Below are 18,309 nucleotides of genomic sequence, written 5' to 3'. Positions count from 1 at the left end.
GCCGGAAACGTGCGGAATCCGGGCCAGACCGGCGACTGAACGGGCCAGTCCGAGGTGGAAAGTGTGGACGCTGTCCACACTTCCTTTTCTGCCCATTCCTCAGTTCGGCGCAGCACCCACACGTCCAGCCGACCCGTCTTGGCGTGGAGGTCCCGGCCATCGATTACTGCCGGCCGACCTGCTTATCCGGCTCAAGCGACCAGGCGATGCGGTGAAGGAGCGTTGCGAGGCGACCCCGCAGGGCGTCAATCCATAGCGGTCGAGTCTTTTCTGCGTACGGAATGACAGGCGCGTTTGGGAGTGCGCTGGTCGCTGTTTCAAGGGCGCTCTGCGCAGCTTCCTGTCGTGCGAGCAAGAGGGCGAGCGGGTAGTAACTGTTCATATGAGTCTCCAACAAGGGCGAAGGTCGTGTAACCGTGGTTCGTATGAAGGATCTTCGGACCCGCAGGTCCGAGCGCGTTCAGTCGATGCTCTGGCGGCCCAGCTTCGCGTAGACATCCGGGCGTTTGTTCCGCAGGTACATGGCGTAGACGATGCCACCGAAGAACAACGCGAAAGTGAAAGTCATGAAGATCAGTGTGAGTAGGGCTGAACCGCCGATGAGTTCCGGGTAGTTCATGATCGCCAGGTACGTAATCGCACCTAGGAACATCACACTAATGAGCGGTGCGATGATGCTCTTCCAGAGGGACTCCGGCGCGAATCGGCGGCGACGGAGGAAGTAAACGAGCACTGCAAAACTAGTGATGAACATCAGCAATAGCACGGCAAAAGTACCGCTGCCACTGGCAATCGGGTAGAGCACATCGGGTGATACCCCCAGGACAGTGAAAATCACTGTGGCTGCGGCCCAGACGAGTCCAACAGCGAGTGCCGACACGAAAGGCGACTTGTGTTTGCGGTGTACGCGGCCGAGAACCGGTGGCAGCGCATGATCTTTAGCCAAAGCGAAGCTGTATCTTGCCGCAATATTCTGGATCGACAGCATGCACGCCAATACAGACGTAATAAGCAGGATTACTGCTATGTCTGCGAAGGTCTTGCCAACCAACGCCGCGACGGAATCATTGAAGAGATTTACTGTATTGCTTTCTGCTGCTGACTGGACGTTCTCAGGTCCCAGGAAGGCGATGAACGCCCAGGCCGCCACCGCGTAGAAGAGTCCAATACCCACGACAGCAATATAAGTTGCCCTGGGAATGGTGCGGTCCGGGTTCTTCACTTCGTCCCGATAGATGACAGTGGCTTCGAAGCCGAAGAAGTTTCCTACGGCAAACAGCAGCGCCAAGCCCAGCGTTGCGTCACCGAGGGAGGGCAGCGTAAAAACCGTACCCTGCACTGCGTCGAAGCCTTGAGCGGAAAAAGATGCGACGTTAAAGACAATCACCACGGCCACTTCCAGAAGCATGACTACGGTCAGCAGCTTCGCCGAGAGATCGATACGGTTATAAGCCAGCACTGTGGTCAGAGCGATGATCCCCAGTGCGTACCAGTACCAAGGGACCTCGGGACCGCCTAATGTATTGACCACGTAACCCTGAAGCGTCACCCCGAAGAAAGCGGGCGCAAAAAACCCGATGAAGATGTACCCGAACAGCGCAAGAAATGCGCCTCCCAAGCCAGCGGGCTTCCCAAGCCCGGCCGTGACAAATGAGTAGAAACCGCCGGGCCCCTTGACACTACGGCTCATCTTCACAAATCCAACGGAAAATATTAGCAACATCAATGTCACGAGCATGTAGATGGCCGGCGCAGTTTGGCCGCTGAACATGAGCAGAACCGGCAGGGTTCCGGCCACCGTCGCCAGAGGTGAAGAGAACGCAAGCACATTCATGACAAGCTCCCCCACCCCCATACTGCCGCTGAGCCGTGGTTCTTTGGTGTGATGCTTTACCCGCGGAGCATCGATTGTGGTGTTGTTCATGTAGTCCCCGTCACTGAGTTATGAGTTCCGAATCACAGTATCGACGTCGGCTAGTCCGGCCGTGTGCCAGCTTGGGACACCATTAGCAAGCGGACCCCGGCCACTGCTTTCGAGGATGGAACGGGTCAGCCTGACGGTGCGAACGCTCAGCTCATCCATGGACTCGTCGTTTCCGCCCCACCGCCTCGCGCCGTCCAAAAGGGTCAAGATCATTTGGACCGTCTGGCCGGTTAGTTCGATCCCCATCTCTTCAGCTGCAGCAATGTACATGCCCTCGTGTAACTGCACCCAACGGTCGGCATCCCTACGGACCTCGTCGTCGAGGAACCTCGCCACCTTGTCCGCGGCGACCAACAGGTCCCACAGTCCGGGTTCGGGTCTTCGAAGCTGCTGGGTGAGGTGGCAGCGCACGAGGGCAGCCCAGTACTCCTCGGCTGACGTCGCCGTCTCTGCTCCTGACAGGAGGTCATAGGCAAAAGAGTGTGTGAACCATCGGAGCGCTTCTGCGACAATCTCCTCTTTGCCCTTAGGGAAGCTGGAGTAAATACTGGGGGCTTTCATACCGACCTCGCTCCCCAGGGTACGCATGGTGACCGATTCGAAGCCACGGGTTGTGGCCAGCCGCAGAAAGCCTTCCATGATTCGGCGCCGCGCTGGCGTCTGGTTTGACCATTCCCGCCCGGAGAGGAAGTCCCGGACTGCAGCATTGGCCCGCGTGCGCGGTAAGTCACTCATGTCATCCACCCAGCCCATCGACAGTTATGTTCCATACTAACTACCGGTCGTTAGCTTTGCTCCTGCTGGCATGGTGGCCCCTTAGCCACACAGAATCTCCCAAGTGGAAGGCATCGATAGCAGAGCCAGCACCGTAACTGACTCCTCCTATACGGCATTCGTCTGAGTAGCTCTCGCGGCTGGTAATGGTGAGGCCGGCACCCGAAAGCAACAAAGACCCAGGCGGCGCAGCCCGCTTCGATCTGCTCGCTTGAAAGGCCTGGAGCCCGTCGTCGGACAAAGGTATTTCAAGGAGCGCTGAGGCCCCAGGTGCAGCAAACATCTTGATGGTGCGCTTACTTCTGCAGAGGCGCCTGATGAGAGTTCGTTCCGTAGTATCGAAGAGAACACATGCCACCGCCAGGTCCGGCCCGGCAGGGCCACCGAAAGTTATGGGAAGCGTGTGGGTTCTCGGGCAATAATCCCCTGCGTCGTATGCGACTTTGGAATAGGCTGCCGCAAGAATCGGCCGCAGATCCTGAACTCTCATCGACCGCTCGTCGTAGGTCAGAAGGACACCGTCCTTCATCTTTTTCAGACCCACGATTCCGCAGAGCTCAAGAGACTGGACGGCCTCCACGAACTCTTCTACGGGTGGCGCGGAGAAAGCCGGAGCCAGGATCTCCACCAGCAGCGTGCCAGGTTGGCAGGCAATGAATGCCATACCGTCGGGATTGACCATGGCCTCTTGTCTCCTGCAGTGGATAGGAAAGCGGGCCGTAGCGCTTGAACACAGTGCCAGGAACAAACGCTACGGACCGCAGCTTGTTGGGGTCAGTTGCCCCGGGTCGGCCAGGGCCAGGCGTCGGACGTGTCGCGACCCTCTGACACGTCCTGCAAGAGTCGATGAACGGTCCTGCCAGATCGCTTGATTTGATGGTCGCTGCGCTCTCCGAGGTCCGAGTCCGCTGAGTGTGCTGCGGATCGCAGCCACTCAACGTGCCGTCCTTGTGCGAGCTTCCTGTTCATCATCGGGATCAACCCTCAAAAGTAGTTGTGCCTTGTGGTCTCTTCCAGAATCTGCCTTCGGGGCTGGTGCAGATCGTGTCAGTTTGAGACACCGTTGATGACCGCAACCTCAGCGCGAGCCGATGCTGGTGACGACGATGAAGACGCCGGCGGCGGCCATCAGGAAGGCTGCTACACCAGGCGGGACGGCGTGGACTCCCAGTATTGTTGCCGTGGTTCGCGGCCGGGAGCCGGGCTTGGACAGATGTTGGCCGACCAAGCGCAGGCCGGCTGCTACCAGAATCAGGAAGATTCCTACGTACTCCATTAGTCCGCCCACCGGGCGCTCAAAGGATCCAGCGCCACGGCCAGATGCTTGGTGGACCGGTCCGGATCAACCTGTGATACCTGCATTGCGCAGCTGAAGCCGTCAGTAAGGACCAGCGCGTCAGTTTCGCTCTTCGCAAGGGCGGGAATGACGGAGTGTTCAGCAACTTTCATGGACATATCGAAGTGTTCGGCCTCAAACCCGAAGTTGCCCGCGACGCCACAGCAAGATGACGATTCCACGAGATCAGGAACTCCCCACGCTTGCAGGACTCGTTTCTGTGCCCCTGAACCGAAGACGGCGTGCTCATGGCAATGAGTCTGTAGCACAGCTGACTCAGGTGGTGGGGTCTTAGGCTTCCATCCCCGTTTGATGGCTTCATCGACAGCCACGGAGAAGGACCTTACTCTTGCCGAGACCCTCGCCGCGGCGGCACCGCCCACTAGTTTCGGACCTTCATCACGGATGGTCGCCGCGCAACTGGGTTCAAGGACGACGATGTCCCGCGCCGTACTGTCGTCGAGCTTGGTGATCAACCTGGAAAGCCGTCGTCGTGCCCCTTCGCGTTGCCCTGTGGAGATCCATGTCAGACCGCAGCAAGCGTCCGGCGTACATCCAACGGATTTTCCGGAGGCCCGAAGTACCCGGGCCGCTGCCGGAACCACCTCGGGCCTGAAAGCGCGGGTGAAGCTGTCGATGAACAAAAGGATGTCCGCGTCTTCCGCAAATTCGGCTTCCCGCACCCGCTTTCGGATCCTGTCGTTCGCCGCGAAAGCCGGGAGTCGTCGTCGGGCGCTGATGCCCAGCCACTCCCCCACGAGCCTGAACGGTCGGAAAGCCGTCCCAACGTTGGCCAAAGACGCAACGCGCGTCAACATCGGAAGCCACCGGGGAAGCCAGCCGATCGCGTAATGCGTAAAGGGACGAATTCGGCCGCGATAGTACTCATCCACCAGTTCTGACTTTGCCTCCGCAATGTCCACTCCTGTGGGGCAGTCCGTGGAGCAGGCTTTGCAGGACAAGCAAAGGTCCAAGGCCTCACGTACTTCCGGGTTTGACCAACCATCCTTGCTGCTGCCGTTTGCCCGTGTTAGTTCCTGCAAGACCCGTGCCCTGCCACGGGTGGAATCCTTTTCATCCTTGGTGGCCCGATAACTGGGGCACATGAACCCGCCGGAGGTGGAACGGCACCTGCCTACGCCGATGCAGGCGTGTGTATTACCCACGAAAGGACTCGCCACCGGGAGCATTTCACGGTTCCCTGAGGAAGGCACGACGGCGTCAGCCGGGAGTGCGGTCAACTCACCGCGGGTGGGGCCCGGTTTGACGACGCCCTCCAGCGCCAGTGAGGCAGAGAAAGGGGCCGGGTGCACGATGATCCCGGGGTTGAGGACTCCGTGTGGATCCCACAGATCCTTGAAGGTCCTGAAAATGCCGAGCATCTCCCGGGAGTACATCACTTCCAGCAGTTCGCTTCGCGCCCTGCCGTCACCGTGTTCGCCGGACAAGGATCCGCCATGGCTGACCACCAACTTGGCCGCGTCCCGGGTGAAGTCACTGAATACCAGGCGTCCGGAGTCGCTGCGCAGATCGTAATCCAATCGCATGTGGACGCAGCCCGCACCAAAGTGGCCGTACATCAGGGCCGAGTAGCCGTAATTCTTCACCAGCGGGAGCAGGTCTGACAGGTAATCGGCTAGCCGCTCCGGAGCGACGGCCGAATCTTCCCACCCGGGCCACGTTTGCACCCCGTCGATCCGCCGCGACGACAGCCCGGCTCCGTCTTCACGCACCCGCCACAGCTTGGCCCTTTCCACGGGGTCAGTGACGATCGCAAAGTCAACCACTCGGCCGTCGGTGTGGAGCTTGTCCACCAAATCCTCACAGGAAGCAGCCGCCTGCTGAAGCCTGTTGTCCGAAAACTCCACCATCAGGAAGGCGCTGCCGCGAGGCAATGACTCAACACTGGCTGCTCCCCGCCTGTGCCGCATGATGTCCACGATCGAAACGTCCAGCCCCTCGATGGCGCTCGGCTTTGCGGACAGGATGGTCATCACGTCACGGGCAGAATCGATGGTGTCGCGGTATCCCAGGCAGAGCAGCGCGGTGGTGAGGGGTTTCGGTACGAGGCCCACCTTTGCCCTCACAACAACGGCACACGTACCTTCGCTGCCAGCCAGTGCGGCAGCGACGTCAAAGCCGTGCTCCGGCAGTAGATGGCCTACATGATATCCGGAGACCTGCCGGGGAATGGTCTGCAGCTCGACCCGGAGTGTCGCCAGGTTCTCTGCCGCAAGCGCCTTCAAACCCTCCATGAGTTCCTCAGCCCGGGCGACCGAGTGAGTGTCAGTCTCATCGACGGCCCGCAAAAAATCGCGCCCCGCCCTCAGGTAGGCGCCATCCGCGGTGACCAGCTCTACTTCCCGCACGTGATTGGTCATCCGGCCATAGGCAACCGAGTGATTTCCGCAGGCGTCATTACCGATGGAACCGCCGACGGTGGCCCGGGTCAGCGAGGAAGGGTCAGGCGCAAATGTCAGCGTCCCGGCGGTTGCCCGCTCAATGTGTGTCCGTAGCTCGCCAAGGACAACACCGGCGTCGGCCCAGACCGTCGCATGGTCGGCGTCGAGGGCTCCTATCGACGTCATGCAGCGGGACAAGTCCATCACCAGGCCGTCGCCAATGGCGTTCCCTGCCATCGAAGTGCCTCCGCCGCGTATGGTCACGGGCACGCGTAGATCTGAACACAACCGCAAAACCGTCCGTACGTCCTCGACGCTCTTTGGGAAAGCCACAGCCGCAGGCCGCACTCGATAATTCGAGGCATCGTAGGAGTACTCAGAACGCCTTCGCGGGGAGTTGTCTACCTCTACGCCGTGGTGTTCCAACCTGCCGAGCAACCGCTTCAGGGGTTTGTCGCCGCTGTCACCATGAGCCATGGTCGTGTTCTCCATTCGTAGACTTCCGCAGGAAGTGTAGGCAGGTGCGCTGCGCGCCGGATTGTGTCAAAACAGGACGGGCACAGCGGATGATCCGCTGTGCCCGTCCGCGTGGTGCAGCCGCCTACTTCAGGAATTCGGAAAGGTTGTCCTTAGTAATAAGCGTGAACGGCAGCGTGTAGCGGTTCTCCACGTTTCCTCCCTTGAGGAAGTCAGTGACCACCTCAACGGCCTTAACGCCTTGTCCGGCAGAGTCCTGGCGAACCGTTGCCGACATCGTTCCCGCCTTGATGTCCTGCATTGCTGGTTCCGTACCGTCGACGCCGACTACTGCCTTGAACTCGGCCGTGCGACCGGCGTCTGCGATGGCAGAGGCAGCACCGATGGCCATTTCATCGTTGTTCGCCACTACGGCGTCGATCTGGCCTGCGCCAAAGCGCTGGAGAGTGTCCTCCATGTTGCGTTTGGCGTCGTCACGGCTTCCCTTCGCCTGGAATTCAGCCACGATCTTGAAGTTCTTGTTGATTTTGCTGTCGAAGCCGTTCTTACGGCGATCCGTCCAGGACGCACCGTAAATGCCGGCGGCGAAGACGATGTTGCCACCCTGCGGAAGCGCCTTGTTCAAGTACTCAGCCTGCATTTCACCGGCCACCGTGTCATCCACACCGATGTAGCTCTTGTATCCAACATCCGAACCTTCGGCGAACTCGGTGGACAGGATGAACAACGGAATGTTGGCGGCGATGACACGCTTCGCCGCATTCTGGCTGGCTTCGCCGTCCAATGGCTGCATGATGACTGCGTCCACCTGACGGGTGAGCAGATCCTCAACCTGGTTGAGCTCGCTGCCTACGTCCTTCTTGGAGTCGGTGATGTTGAGCTTGACGCCCTTTTCATCAGCCGTTTTCTTCATGGCGTCCGTCATGTGGGCCAAGTCCGGGTCCTGGAGATCAAGGACCACAACGCCAATGTTGTAGGACTTGCCTGCCGCTTCTGAACTTCCCGCCGTGCTGTTGCCCCCACAGCCGGTAAGGGTAAGTGCCCCCGCCACCAGCATTGCGGTAGTCACAGCGAGCTTTTGTCGAATTCCCATGATTGTTCCTTTCAGTGGTTCTGATTGCTTGGGGAGATTGTTTACTGCTCGTTGATGGGTGCCGTCAGTCGGATTTCCACCGGTTCAGCAAGACGGCCAGGACGAGAATGATGCCTTGGACCCCTTGCTGGTAGTAGGACGAGACCCCCATCAGGTTCATACCGTTCATGACGACTCCGAGGAGGAGGACGCCGATGACCGTTCCACGGATGGTGCCGACGCCGCCGAAGAGACTCGTACCTCCAATAACGACGGCGGCAATCACCTGCAGTTCGTAGCCAGTGCCGGCTACAGGGGCCGCACCGTCCAGACGGGCAGTGAGGACCAGGCCACCCAGCGCGGCAGTGACGCCACCGATGAGGTACACCGCGAAGAGAACACGTCCGGTGGAGATACCCACCTTCTTGGCGGACTCTTCGTTCCCGCCCACGGCGTAGACGTGGGAACCGAATTTGGTTCGGCTGAGGACGAACTCGCAAATGATGGCAGCGATCAGGAAGATGATGACCGGGACCGGAACCGGGCCGATAAAGCCCGAACCCAGCCATTCAGCGGGGCCGCTGAGCCCTGAAACAACCTGACCGTCCGTCATGACCAGAACTGCCGTGCGGGCAATGGCCATCGTCGCCAGGGTCGCAAGGAATGGCAGGATGGCTCCCCAGACCACCAACGCCGCACTGAGGAAGCCAACAAGCAGGCCTACGGCGAGCCCTGCGATCAGGGGTAGCCAGAAGGCGCCACCACTTGCCGGAGCCAGCAAGGCGAAGGTCATTCCGGCCAACCCCACCACCGAACCGACCGACAAATCAATGCCTGCGGTGATCATGATGAACGTCATTCCCAGGGCGATCAGTCCGATGATGGACGATTGCCGGACGACATTGACAATGTTGTTCAGCGTCAGGAAGTTCGGGGCCACGGCTGCCAGGAAGACCAGAATGACCACGAAGAGAATGATGATGCCGTAGTCACCGATGAAGCGCTTGACCTTGGTCGCCGTCATTCCCTCTTTAAGGTCTGCAGGCCCGAGCTTTGTCTTGAGGTTATCCATTGTGAGGCTCATGAGTGGCTCGCATTCGTCGTGCCGGGGGTTGCCATCGCATCAACCACATCCATCGATGAGGTGCTGCCAATTTTGCGGCGATCTTCTGGGATACCTGCACCGTCATCGATGTAGTCATCCAAGGTGCCGTGCGAGATGAGGTGTGCCACCTGCGCTTCGGAAACTTCGCCAACCCGGAAGCGACCCACAACCTGGCCTTGTCGCATGACCGCGAAGCGGTCGGCTACTGCGAATGCTTCATCCAGACGGTGAGTGATGATGATGACTGCGATGCCCAGGTCTTTGAGCCGTTGCGTGACCTCAATGAGCTTGTCCACCTTGGCTACCGACAAGTTGGCCGTGGGCTCATCCATGATGATCAGCCGCGCATCAAAGGCCAGCGCCCTGCCAATGGCTACAGCCTGGCGCTGCCCGCCGGACAGTCGCTTGACCTTCAGCCGTGGATTGATAGGGATATCCAAGCGTTCAAGCACCCGCTTTGTTTCGAGCTCCATCTTTCTGCGGTCGATGATCCGCAGCAAGGGGCCCAGAATGTTCTTTTGCGGTTCCCGTCCAAGGAAAATGTTGGAACGAACATCCAGGTTGTCCGCCAAAGCGAAGTCCTGGTAAACCATCTCCACTCCTTGGTCACGGGAAGCCGACGGGGTTGGGAATTCAGTCGCTCTGCCGTCCAGCTCGATGGAACCTCGGTCTGGCTGGTACACGCCCGTCAGTACCTTCATGAGCGTAGATTTGCCGGCGGCATTGTCGCCGAGCAGGGCGAAGGTTTCGCCGGGCTGGACATCGATGCTGACGCCGCGTAGTGCGGACACCGCCCCGAATGTCTTGTGTATGTCCTTGAGGGCGACCAGTGGAGGGGTCGCCGGTGGTGCTTCGGTCATCTCATCCTCGTTCGATAGGGCCATGTGAATGATCCGGTGAAACACTTGCGCCGCGGCCAACCAAACTAGGTTGTCTGGCGGGCTGATTCGGGAAGTCACAAATCCCCAAAACCGCGTGACCTCCGCCACACTGCTTCACTTACAAGAACTTTGGCGGATTTGAGATTGGAGGATGTGTGCCACTTTGGAACACGGAATTGACACGTTTCAAAGATAGACTTTATGCAAGAAATAGAGGCTCGTGGATGAGGGATTCATGAGATGCTGCGGGCGGCCTGAAGGGACTTATCCCCAGACGATGAGGCTGTAGCCATCCGCCCTGTGAAAGAGGCGACGCTCACCCACCGAGAGAACCCAAACAATATTCCCATCGGGAGTTCTATCGTCGACGTATCCGTCGTACGGTGGCCAGCCGTGCTTTTGCAGTCTGACGCTGTCACCGGGTTCCACCCATTCCCAGAACCCTTCGGCGGGCGTCCAGTCGCCACGTGTTTCATACGGTGATGCATGACCTGCGCTCATCGCTGCTTACCTGCGCTTCTCGTTGTATTGATAATCAAAGAAGATGCCCGCTCTGGGCCACAGATGTCGTTGCGGGAACATCTGCGGCCCAGGCGGGCGGCCTTATTGCCCGACTAACTCAGGTCCACTGCAACTGAAGCGCCGGTCCGGGCTGACTTTTCGGCAGCATCCGCAAGAATCAGCGCTGCGCGGCCGTCCTCGAATCCCGGACTTCTGGAGGGCAACCCTCGAACAGCGCGGAGGAACTCAGCAACTTCCAGACGGTACGCCTCGGCATAGCGTTCCAGGAAGAAGTCCTGGAAGCGCCCCATGGATTCAACAGATCTGGATCCCCAATGCCGGACCAAACTGTCATTCTTGTTGCCTACCTGCAGCAAACCGGTTGATCCAAAAGCTTCGATGCGTTGGTCATAACCGTAGGCTGAATGGCGCGAATTCATGATCGTGACGAGCTCGTCCTTCGAGCCCCTCAACGTAACTACCGTCGAATCAAAGTCACCAGCCAGACGAATGGCGTCGCTGAATACGTTTGCTCCGTGCGCTGAGACTTCAACGATGTCCGGTATAAAGTACCGTGCCATATCAAGGTCATGGATGGTCATGTCCCGGAAAATTCCGCCGGACTGGGGAAGATAGCTTGCCGGGGGCTCCCCTGGGTCGCGGCTGGTGATCAGCAGGTGTTCCAATGCTCCGATTTCCTCAGCGGCCACGCGACGTTTCAGCTCCACAAAATGCCTGTCAAAGCGCTTGTTGAAACCTAAGACAACCGGCACATCGGAAGCTGCAGCCTTAGAACGAAAGGCGTCCACTCGGGAGATATCCAGGTCGATCGGCTTCTCGCAAAGCACCGGCACCTTGGCGTCGATCGCCCTCTCTACGAGGTCCAAATGTGTTGCAGTGGGAGAGGCGACAATGACAGCATCGATCTCCCCGGAAGCGAACAATTCATCAGGATCGTCAGTCACCCGGCCACCGAATTCGGCAGCCGTTTGTTTTGCACCTTCGATGAATGGGTCACATACCCAGGACAGCGTTGCCTCATCCAAGGTAGCCAGGCTCATAGCATGTACTTGGCCTATTCGCCCTGTTCCGAACAGGCCAACTCTAATCAGTTGCGACATGGAGCATCTCCAAATGGTTGGTGGGAAGCGGGATCTGTTGCTAGTCGATCTTCTGCCGGCCCAAGCGTGCATAGACGTCAGGACGCTTTGAGCGCAGGAGATATGCATAGACAACCCCGCCGAAGAACAAGGCAAAAGTGAAGCTCATGAAAATAGCAGTCATAAGTGCCGAACCGCCGATAAGTTCTGGATAATTCGTAGTGGCCAGATAGGTGATCAGTCCGAGGAAGATGACGCTGACAATCGGCGCCACAATGGTCTTCCAAACAGATTCCGGACTGAAGCGCCGGCGGCGGGCAAAATACACGAGCACAGCAATGCTGGTGATGAACATCAAGAGCAGGACGGCAAACGTTCCGCTGCCGCTTGCGATGGGATAAAGGGCCTCCGGTGCGACCCCAATCACCGTGAAGATAACAGTCGCCAGTGCCCACAAGAGGCCAACCGCCAATGCCGAAACGTATGGCGACTTGTGGCGGGGGTGGACCCGGCCCAAGGCCGCGGGCAGCGCCCCGTCGGCGGCGAGCGAGAAACTGTACCGGGCAGCGATGTTCTGAATCGACAGCATTGAGGCCAAGATCGACGTGATAAGGAGGACTATCGCGATGTCGGCGAAGATCTTTCCAACCAAGATAGTTGCACCGTCGTTGAACAAGTTCACAGTGTTTGCTGCGGCTTCGCTTTGGACTTTGTCGGGCCCGATGAAGGCCGTGTAAGCCCAAGCTGCCACAGCATAGAACAGTCCAATTCCCACCACCGCAATGTACGTGGCACGGGGAATGGTGCGGTCCGGATTCCTAACTTCCTCCCGGTAGATGACTGTCGCTTCGAACCCGAAGAAGTTCCCGACGGCGAACAGCAGCGCCAGGCCCAGGCCTGCGTCTGCTATCCATGGCATGGAGAAGCCGATTCCTTGAACCACCTCACCGGATCCAGTTGCGAACGCTGCGACGTCGAAGACGATGACCACTGCTGATTCGAGCAGCATGACAACGGTCAGCACCTTTGCCGAGAGGTCAATACGGTTGTAGGCAAGGATCGTGGTGATGGCGATGATGCCAAGTCCGTACCAATACCACGGGATGTCGGGGCCATTGAGCGTGTTGGCAACGAAACTTTGGAGCGTCAATGCAAAAAGAGACGGTGCGAAGAACCCGATGAACACGTACCCGAACAGCGCCAAAAGCGCGCCCCCGAGGCCTGCAGGCTTACCTAGGCCGGCTGTGACAAAGGAATAGAATCCGCCTGGCGCCTCTACGCTCCGACTCATCTTGACGAAGCCGACAGAGAATATCAGCAGCATGAGCGTCACCAACAGGTATATGCCTGGAGCCGTGTGACCACTGAAGAGAAGCATGACAGGCAGTGTGCCTGCAACGGTTGTCAGCGGTGAGGAAAAGGCGAGCACGTTCATCACGAGCTCCCCAACGCCCATATTGCCGCTGAGTTTGTGTTCCTGGTGTTGGGTCGGCGTTTTCGTCGTACCTCTTGTTGTGCTTGACATGTAATCCTCGTCACGAAATTTTGAGTGCTGAATCACACTATCGACGAGGATCGTGGAAGCACTGTACCAGCTTGGGACAGGTGTTCCCATGGGTATTCCGGCCTGTCTTACAGAGCCGGAATACCCCATGGAGAGGCTTGATCAGGGCACTTCAGTCACCAAGGCCTGCGGAGCCGGATCGAGTTTTTTCAAGTCCACAACGTCCACAATCGGTTCGCGCGCTTTCCACAGTCCGAGATTCCGGGCAAAGCAATCCACCACCCTTCCGCGCCAACCGATCAAGTCCCCGGAAGCATGCGGTGAGACCAGAATGTTCCGGCGACTCCACAGCGGATTCCCGGCGTCCAATGGCTCATGTTCGAAGACATCCAGGGCTGCCCCGGCCAGGTGGCCGGAATCGATTGAGTCCAGTAGGTCTTGCTCTACGACCACGGCTCCGCGGCCGACGTTGACCAGGCGGGCCCCGGGCCGCATTCGGGTGAAGCGCGATGAGTTGAACAGTCCACGGGTTTCTTCTGTCAGTGGCAACGTCAACACCACATCATCGGCCTCGCCCAAGAGCCGGTCGAGCTCATCGAAGCCTGAGATCTGACCTAGCTGTGTATCGATTCTTGCTGAGCGTCCAACGATATTGACGTCCATTCCAGCAGCACGCAGGAGAAGAACTGTTTCGCGGCCAACTGGTCCGGGCCCCACCACCACGACTTTGCGACCCAGAAGCGGCTCGGTTTCGCGGTGCTGCCACGTCCGAGCCTGCTGCAGCTCGATAGACCGGCGTAGGTCCTTAGTGAACATCAGCAGGACCCCGAGGACCCACTCGGCGATGGGCCGCTCGCACACGCCCCGTGAGTTGCTGACGATGATGTCGCTGTCAATGATTTCGCGGGTCATAAGACTGTCAACACCGATGCTGGAGGTGTGAATCCAGCGCAGTTGACCGGGTCCGACCTCCCGCAGGAGTTTGGTCCTGAAGTCGTTCAGGAACAAGATCTCCGCCCCAGGCTGTGCAGCGCTGAATTCTTCTGCGGTGCGAACCACCACGACGTCTGCTTCGTCTTCCAACCGCTCAAGGGGAGGTAGGGGGCGCCCATCCTGCACTATGGCGATTACTTTCGGTCGTGACACAACTTCCTCTCCCGGGGGCTGTCCTTGAGGAGCAGCCCAGTCGTTCTTCGTATGTAGGGGTATGCCTCGGCTCACCAGCCGCCCTGCCAACCGCTCATCAGGCCATACGGCAAGCGCTGTGGCTCCTCGTCAGGAAGACCCTTCAAGAAGTCGAAGTCGCAGCCTTCATCGGCCTGGTTCACATGATCGATGAAGAGCCGTCCATAGCCGCGCCGGTATTTCGGCTCCGGAAGCTTGAGGTTTGCCAGTCTGCTTTCAATCTCCTCGGCGGGAATGTCCAAATCCAGGCGCTGGTTCTCGACATCCAGGACGATTGGGTCCCCATCCCGAACGATCGCCAGCGGCCCTCCAACGGCGGCCTCCGGAGAAACGTGCAACACAGTGGTACCGAAGGCGGTGCCGCTCATACGAGCGTCGGAGATGCGGACGATGTCGCGGATTCCGCGGCGCAGTAGCCTCTCAGGGATGGGAAGCATGCCCCATTCAGGCATACCCGGAGCGCCGACAGGACCACTGTTCCGCAACACCAAAACCGAGTCTTCCGTAATGTCCAGATCAGGATCGTCGATCCTGCGCCCAAGGTCGTAGATGTCCTCGAATACCACGGCCGAACCCTTGTGCTGCAGCAAATCCTTGGAGGCGGCACTCCGTTTGATCACCGCTCCGTTCGGAGCCAAAGAACCGCGCACGACGGCGATGCCGCCGGAGGCATCAAAGGGAGCCCTGAGAGTGCTGACCACGACGCCGTCAGGTTCGGGGGCCGAACTGTACCCACTTTCGAGGGATTCACCTGTGACGGTAATGGCATCATTGTTCAGCAGAGGCGCCAGCTCCTTAAGTACCGTGGAAATACCGCCCACCTGGAACAGTTGCTGCACCAAGTACTCGCCGGATGGGCGGACGTTGACAATGCGAGGGGTCCGCTGGGAGATCTCGTGGAAGCGGTCCAATGGCAGCTCGTAACCGACTCGCCTCGCGAGGGCCAGGAGGTGAACCACAGCGTTGGTGGACCCGCCCACAGCCATCAAGAGCGTGATGGCATTGTCGAACGCCTCTTTCGTCAATATTTCGCTGGGCTTGGGCCCCTGCGACAGGGCCATCTCCACGGCCCGGCGTCCGGTCGCTTCCGCGGCTTGAGCGCGACGCGCATCTACCGCGGGGATGGACGCCGTACCCGGCAGGCACATGCCGAGGGCTTCGACGAGAGACGTCATGGTAGAGGCCGTGCCCATCTCGCTGCAGTGCCCAGCAGAAGGTTTCGCGGCGGACTCGAGCTCGTCGAAGTCGGCCTCGGTGATCTTCCCGGCCCTCAGTTCATCTGCATACTTCCACGTGTCCGTACCCACACCGAGTTGCTTTCCCCGGAAGTGTGCGGGCTCTTGGGGTCCGCCGGTCAGCATGATCGTGGGAACGTCTGCACTTGCCGCCCCCATGAGCTGGGCCGGCACCGTCTTGTCGCAGCCGCCCAACAGGACGATGGCATCCAGCGGGTAGGCGCGGATGGACTCCTCAACGTCCATGGCCATCAGGTTTCGGAACTGCATTGCCGAGGGCTTCATGAGACTCTCCCCCAGGGAAATGGTGGGGAATTCCAGCGGCAACCCGCCAGCCATCAAGACACCGCGCTTGACCGCGTCCGCCAGCAGCTTGAAGTGGATATTGCAGTTGACCAGCTCCGACCACGAGTTGGCGATGCCGATCACCGGCTTGTCCTTAAGGGCAAAGCGCGAGAATCCCTCCGCTTGGATTGCAGTGCGGTGAACGAATCCAGTGAGGTCGTGAGGTGCGAACCAACGCGCGCTGCGGAGGTTCTTGTAGTTCGACTCTTCCATATCCTTTTAGCTCCTTGCCTTGTTTGGTCTTGATGGATACTTGTTGCGCTTCCTACGCAGCTGATGTGCCGCCGTCGAACGCCATGCTGGTTCCGGTGGCAAAAGTTCCTTCGACCGCCAGGAAATAGATTGCGGCGGCCACCTCGTCCGGATCGGCGAGCCGGTTCAACGGCACAGTGCTCTCTTTCAATCTCCGGGCTTCTCCCGGATTCGGCGCCGCAGCCAGGCCCTCACGCACCATGGGCGTGTCAATCGGGCCTGGGCAAACGGCGTTCACGCGCACAAGGGGCGCGAGTTCCATCGCCATGGCGCGGGTCAGTCCCACGACGCCTGCTTTCGCCGCACAGTAGTGAACAAGCCCCGGAACGCCCATGGCGGCCAGATCGGAGGCCACGTTGACAATCGAGCCTCCGCCGTCCCGGCGCATATGGAGCGCGGCCTCCTGTGCCACGTAGAAAGTGCCGGACAGGTTCGTCTCCAGCACCTCGTGCCAGTGGTTCTCCGTAAGATCTTCCAAAGCAACGTGCCCGGCTACTCCCGCAGCGTTGATCGCTACGTCCAAGCCGCCCAAGGTGTGAATTGCACCCCGGACAGCGTTCTTGACTGCACCGGCATCGGCGACGTCGGCAACCACAGTGTGGGCATCGGCGTCGATTTCTCCGGCCACACGCTGCAGTTCCTCAGAACGCCGACCAAGGAGCGCGACGCGGTGGCCTCGCTTGGCGAAAAGCTTCGCGGTTGCTTCACCGACGCCTGAGGTGGCACCAGTGATGAGGACACGAAGTGGCTGGGTGCGCAGTTCTTGGTAGCGGTCCATCATCGGCGACGGGCTCCTTTTGTTTGCAGTAGCGGACTAGTACGTTCCACTAAAACAGCGCTCGCCTTCCGCCGGTTGTCTCACATTGAGACACAGAGCACACTGTGTTCGTTCCTAGGCTGATCAACAGATGCCGCAATGAGTCCGCGGCACAGCACCGCTGTATAGCGGCAAAGACTAAGGAGCGCTCTTGGAACAGCAGAACCGCATTGGGGTTGGCTTGATTTCGGTCGGATGGATGGGGAGGTTGCATTCCCGCGCCTACTTGGCCACCAAGCAGTTCTTTCCGGAATTGCCCCGGCATCCTGAACTGGTAATCGCCGCGGACCCGGACGATGCTGGCCGCCACCATGCCGAGGACGCACTCGGATACCAGGAGACGGCCACGGATTACCGCAAGGTACTGGAGAACCCGGACGTGGACGTGGTGTCCATTTGTTCGCCAAACTTCCTTCACCACGAGATAGCCCTTGCCACCATTGAGGCCGGCAAGCATTTTTGGATCGAGAAGCCCATGGGCCGCAGCGCCCAGGAGTCCCGTGAAATTGCCCAAGGGGCGGAGGCCGCCGGACTCATCACCTCGGTGGGGTTCAACTACCGGCACGCCCCGGCAGTAGCCGAAGCCCGCCGACTGATCCGGTCCGGAGCCCTGGGCAAAATCACCAATGTGCAGATCCGTCTCCTCACCGGATACGCGTCAGATCCGAGTCAGGTATTCACCTGGCGGTACGAGCAGGCCCGCGCAGGATCCGGGGTACTAGGAGACGTCCTCAGCCACGGGTTCGACCTCGCACAATTTCTCGTAGGCCGCATCACCTCGCTGAATGCCGTTACAGAGACCTTTATCAAGGACCGTCCGCTCCCCGCCGGCAACTCCTCGAATTCCTTCGACATGGGCCAGGCCTCCGACGTCACGCGCGAAGTGGAGAATGAAGACTACACAGCCATGCTGGCCCGCTTTGAAGGTGGTGCGATCGGAATGTTCGAATCCACACGCGTCGCCATCGGCCCACATGCCGAATACATCATCGAGGTCTACGGCACCGAAGGATCGCTGCGCTGGAACTTCGAACGCATGAACCAACTGGAACTCGCCACGGACCGTAGCGGCTACCGCACCATCATGACACCGCCGGCCTTTGGTGAATTTGGCCGTTTCCAGCCCGGCCCCGGCCCGGGAATCGGATTCAACGACCTCAAGACCATCGAAGCCGCGCTATTCCTGCGGTCGGTCGCTGAAGGCAAACAACTGGGCCCGTCCGCGAGTGACGGCTGGTCCGCATCCGAATTAGTGGATGCCTCGCTCCGGAGCGCAGATTCTGGCAATTGGGTGGAGATTCCCGAAGTCTCGGGGAACACCACCTACGGGGCCTAAGTCCCCTTTAGCTCGTCACCCGAACAAAGGAGGCCGGATCACGATGATCCGGCCTCCTTTGTA

The 18,309-nt window shown here is 59.4% G+C and carries 15 protein-coding genes; 1 reads left to right on the top strand and 14 read right to left on the bottom strand.

Features of this window, described 5'->3' with window-relative positions; all coding sequences use genetic code 11:
* Nucleotides 1-163 precede the first annotated feature (163 nt).
* The 14 genes from WBN73_RS13910 to WBN73_RS13845 all read right to left on the bottom strand — a co-directional run bounded on the left by WBN73_RS13910 (nucleotide 164) and on the right by WBN73_RS13845 (nucleotide 16,874).
* Nucleotides 164-382, bottom strand: coding sequence for a hypothetical protein (locus WBN73_RS13910; RefSeq protein WP_337455575.1), 219 nt, complete (start codon nucleotides 380-382; stop codon nucleotides 164-166).
* 78 nt (nucleotides 383-460) lie between these two features.
* Nucleotides 461-1,924 (bottom strand): APC family permease, encoded by a 1,464-nt coding sequence (locus tag WBN73_RS13905; RefSeq protein ID WP_337340627.1) that lies wholly within the window; start codon nucleotides 1,922-1,924, stop codon nucleotides 461-463.
* A gap of 18 nt (nucleotides 1,925-1,942) precedes the next feature.
* A complete protein-coding gene (locus tag WBN73_RS13900) occupies nucleotides 1,943-2,659 on the bottom strand; it encodes a TetR/AcrR family transcriptional regulator (RefSeq protein ID WP_337340628.1) in 717 nt (238 codons plus the stop codon).
* A 40-nt stretch (nucleotides 2,660-2,699) separates the two neighbouring features.
* Complete coding sequence (locus WBN73_RS13895) at nucleotides 2,700-3,380, bottom strand: carboxyltransferase domain-containing protein (protein WP_337340629.1); 681 nt, start codon at nucleotides 3,378-3,380, stop codon at nucleotides 2,700-2,702.
* Between the two features lie 396 nt (nucleotides 3,381-3,776).
* The gene (locus WBN73_RS13890) at nucleotides 3,777-3,974 is read right to left on the bottom strand and encodes a hypothetical protein (protein WP_337340630.1); all 198 of its coding nucleotides are present in this window, start codon (nucleotides 3,972-3,974) and stop codon (nucleotides 3,777-3,779) included.
* Entirely contained in the window at nucleotides 3,974-6,913 is a 2,940-nt protein-coding gene (locus WBN73_RS13885) for an FAD-binding and (Fe-S)-binding domain-containing protein (RefSeq protein ID WP_337455574.1), read from the bottom strand. Before WBN73_RS13885 ends, WBN73_RS13890 begins: the two co-directional genes overlap by 1 nt.
* A gap of 124 nt (nucleotides 6,914-7,037) precedes the next feature.
* Nucleotides 7,038-8,006, bottom strand: coding sequence for a sugar ABC transporter substrate-binding protein (locus WBN73_RS13880; RefSeq protein WP_337340632.1), 969 nt, complete (start codon nucleotides 8,004-8,006; stop codon nucleotides 7,038-7,040).
* 64 nt (nucleotides 8,007-8,070) lie between these two features.
* On the bottom strand, nucleotides 8,071-9,069 hold the full coding sequence (locus WBN73_RS13875; RefSeq protein ID WP_235338901.1) for an ABC transporter permease: 999 nt from the start codon (nucleotides 9,067-9,069) through the stop codon (nucleotides 8,071-8,073).
* Nucleotides 9,066-9,950, bottom strand: a complete 885-nt coding sequence (locus WBN73_RS13870; protein WP_039240937.1) for an ATP-binding cassette domain-containing protein — start codon at nucleotides 9,948-9,950, stop codon at nucleotides 9,066-9,068. The genes WBN73_RS13875 and WBN73_RS13870 overlap by 4 nt, the downstream gene beginning before the upstream one ends.
* A gap of 635 nt (nucleotides 9,951-10,585) precedes the next feature.
* Nucleotides 10,586-11,593: an inositol 2-dehydrogenase gene (iolG, locus tag WBN73_RS13865; protein ID WP_337340633.1), complete on the bottom strand. Its 1,008-nt coding sequence runs from the start codon at nucleotides 11,591-11,593 to the stop codon at nucleotides 10,586-10,588.
* 40 nt (nucleotides 11,594-11,633) lie between these two features.
* On the bottom strand, nucleotides 11,634-13,097 hold the full coding sequence (locus tag WBN73_RS13860; protein WP_337340634.1) for an APC family permease: 1,464 nt from the start codon (nucleotides 13,095-13,097) through the stop codon (nucleotides 11,634-11,636).
* Nucleotides 13,098-13,238: 141 nt separating this feature from the next.
* Nucleotides 13,239-14,159, bottom strand: coding sequence for a D-2-hydroxyacid dehydrogenase (locus WBN73_RS13855; RefSeq protein ID WP_337340635.1), 921 nt, complete (start codon nucleotides 14,157-14,159; stop codon nucleotides 13,239-13,241).
* 134 nt (nucleotides 14,160-14,293) lie between these two features.
* Entirely contained in the window at nucleotides 14,294-16,054 is a 1,761-nt protein-coding gene (locus WBN73_RS13850) for an IlvD/Edd family dehydratase (RefSeq protein ID WP_337340636.1), read from the bottom strand.
* A gap of 52 nt (nucleotides 16,055-16,106) precedes the next feature.
* The gene (locus WBN73_RS13845) at nucleotides 16,107-16,874 is read right to left on the bottom strand and encodes an SDR family NAD(P)-dependent oxidoreductase (RefSeq protein WP_337340637.1); all 768 of its coding nucleotides are present in this window, start codon (nucleotides 16,872-16,874) and stop codon (nucleotides 16,107-16,109) included.
* Between the two features lie 187 nt (nucleotides 16,875-17,061).
* Between WBN73_RS13845 and WBN73_RS13840 the strand changes: the two genes are divergently transcribed.
* Complete coding sequence (locus WBN73_RS13840) at nucleotides 17,062-18,246, top strand: Gfo/Idh/MocA family protein (protein WP_337340638.1); 1,185 nt, start codon at nucleotides 17,062-17,064, stop codon at nucleotides 18,244-18,246.
* The last annotated feature ends 63 nt before the right edge of the window (nucleotides 18,247-18,309 follow it).

This window comes from Paenarthrobacter sp. CCNWLY172, from assembly GCF_037402035.1.
GTDB lineage: Bacteria > Actinomycetota > Actinomycetes > Actinomycetales > Micrococcaceae > Arthrobacter.
Note: the sequence above shows the minus strand (reverse complement) of the source record. Positions and strands in the feature narration are given on the sequence as shown.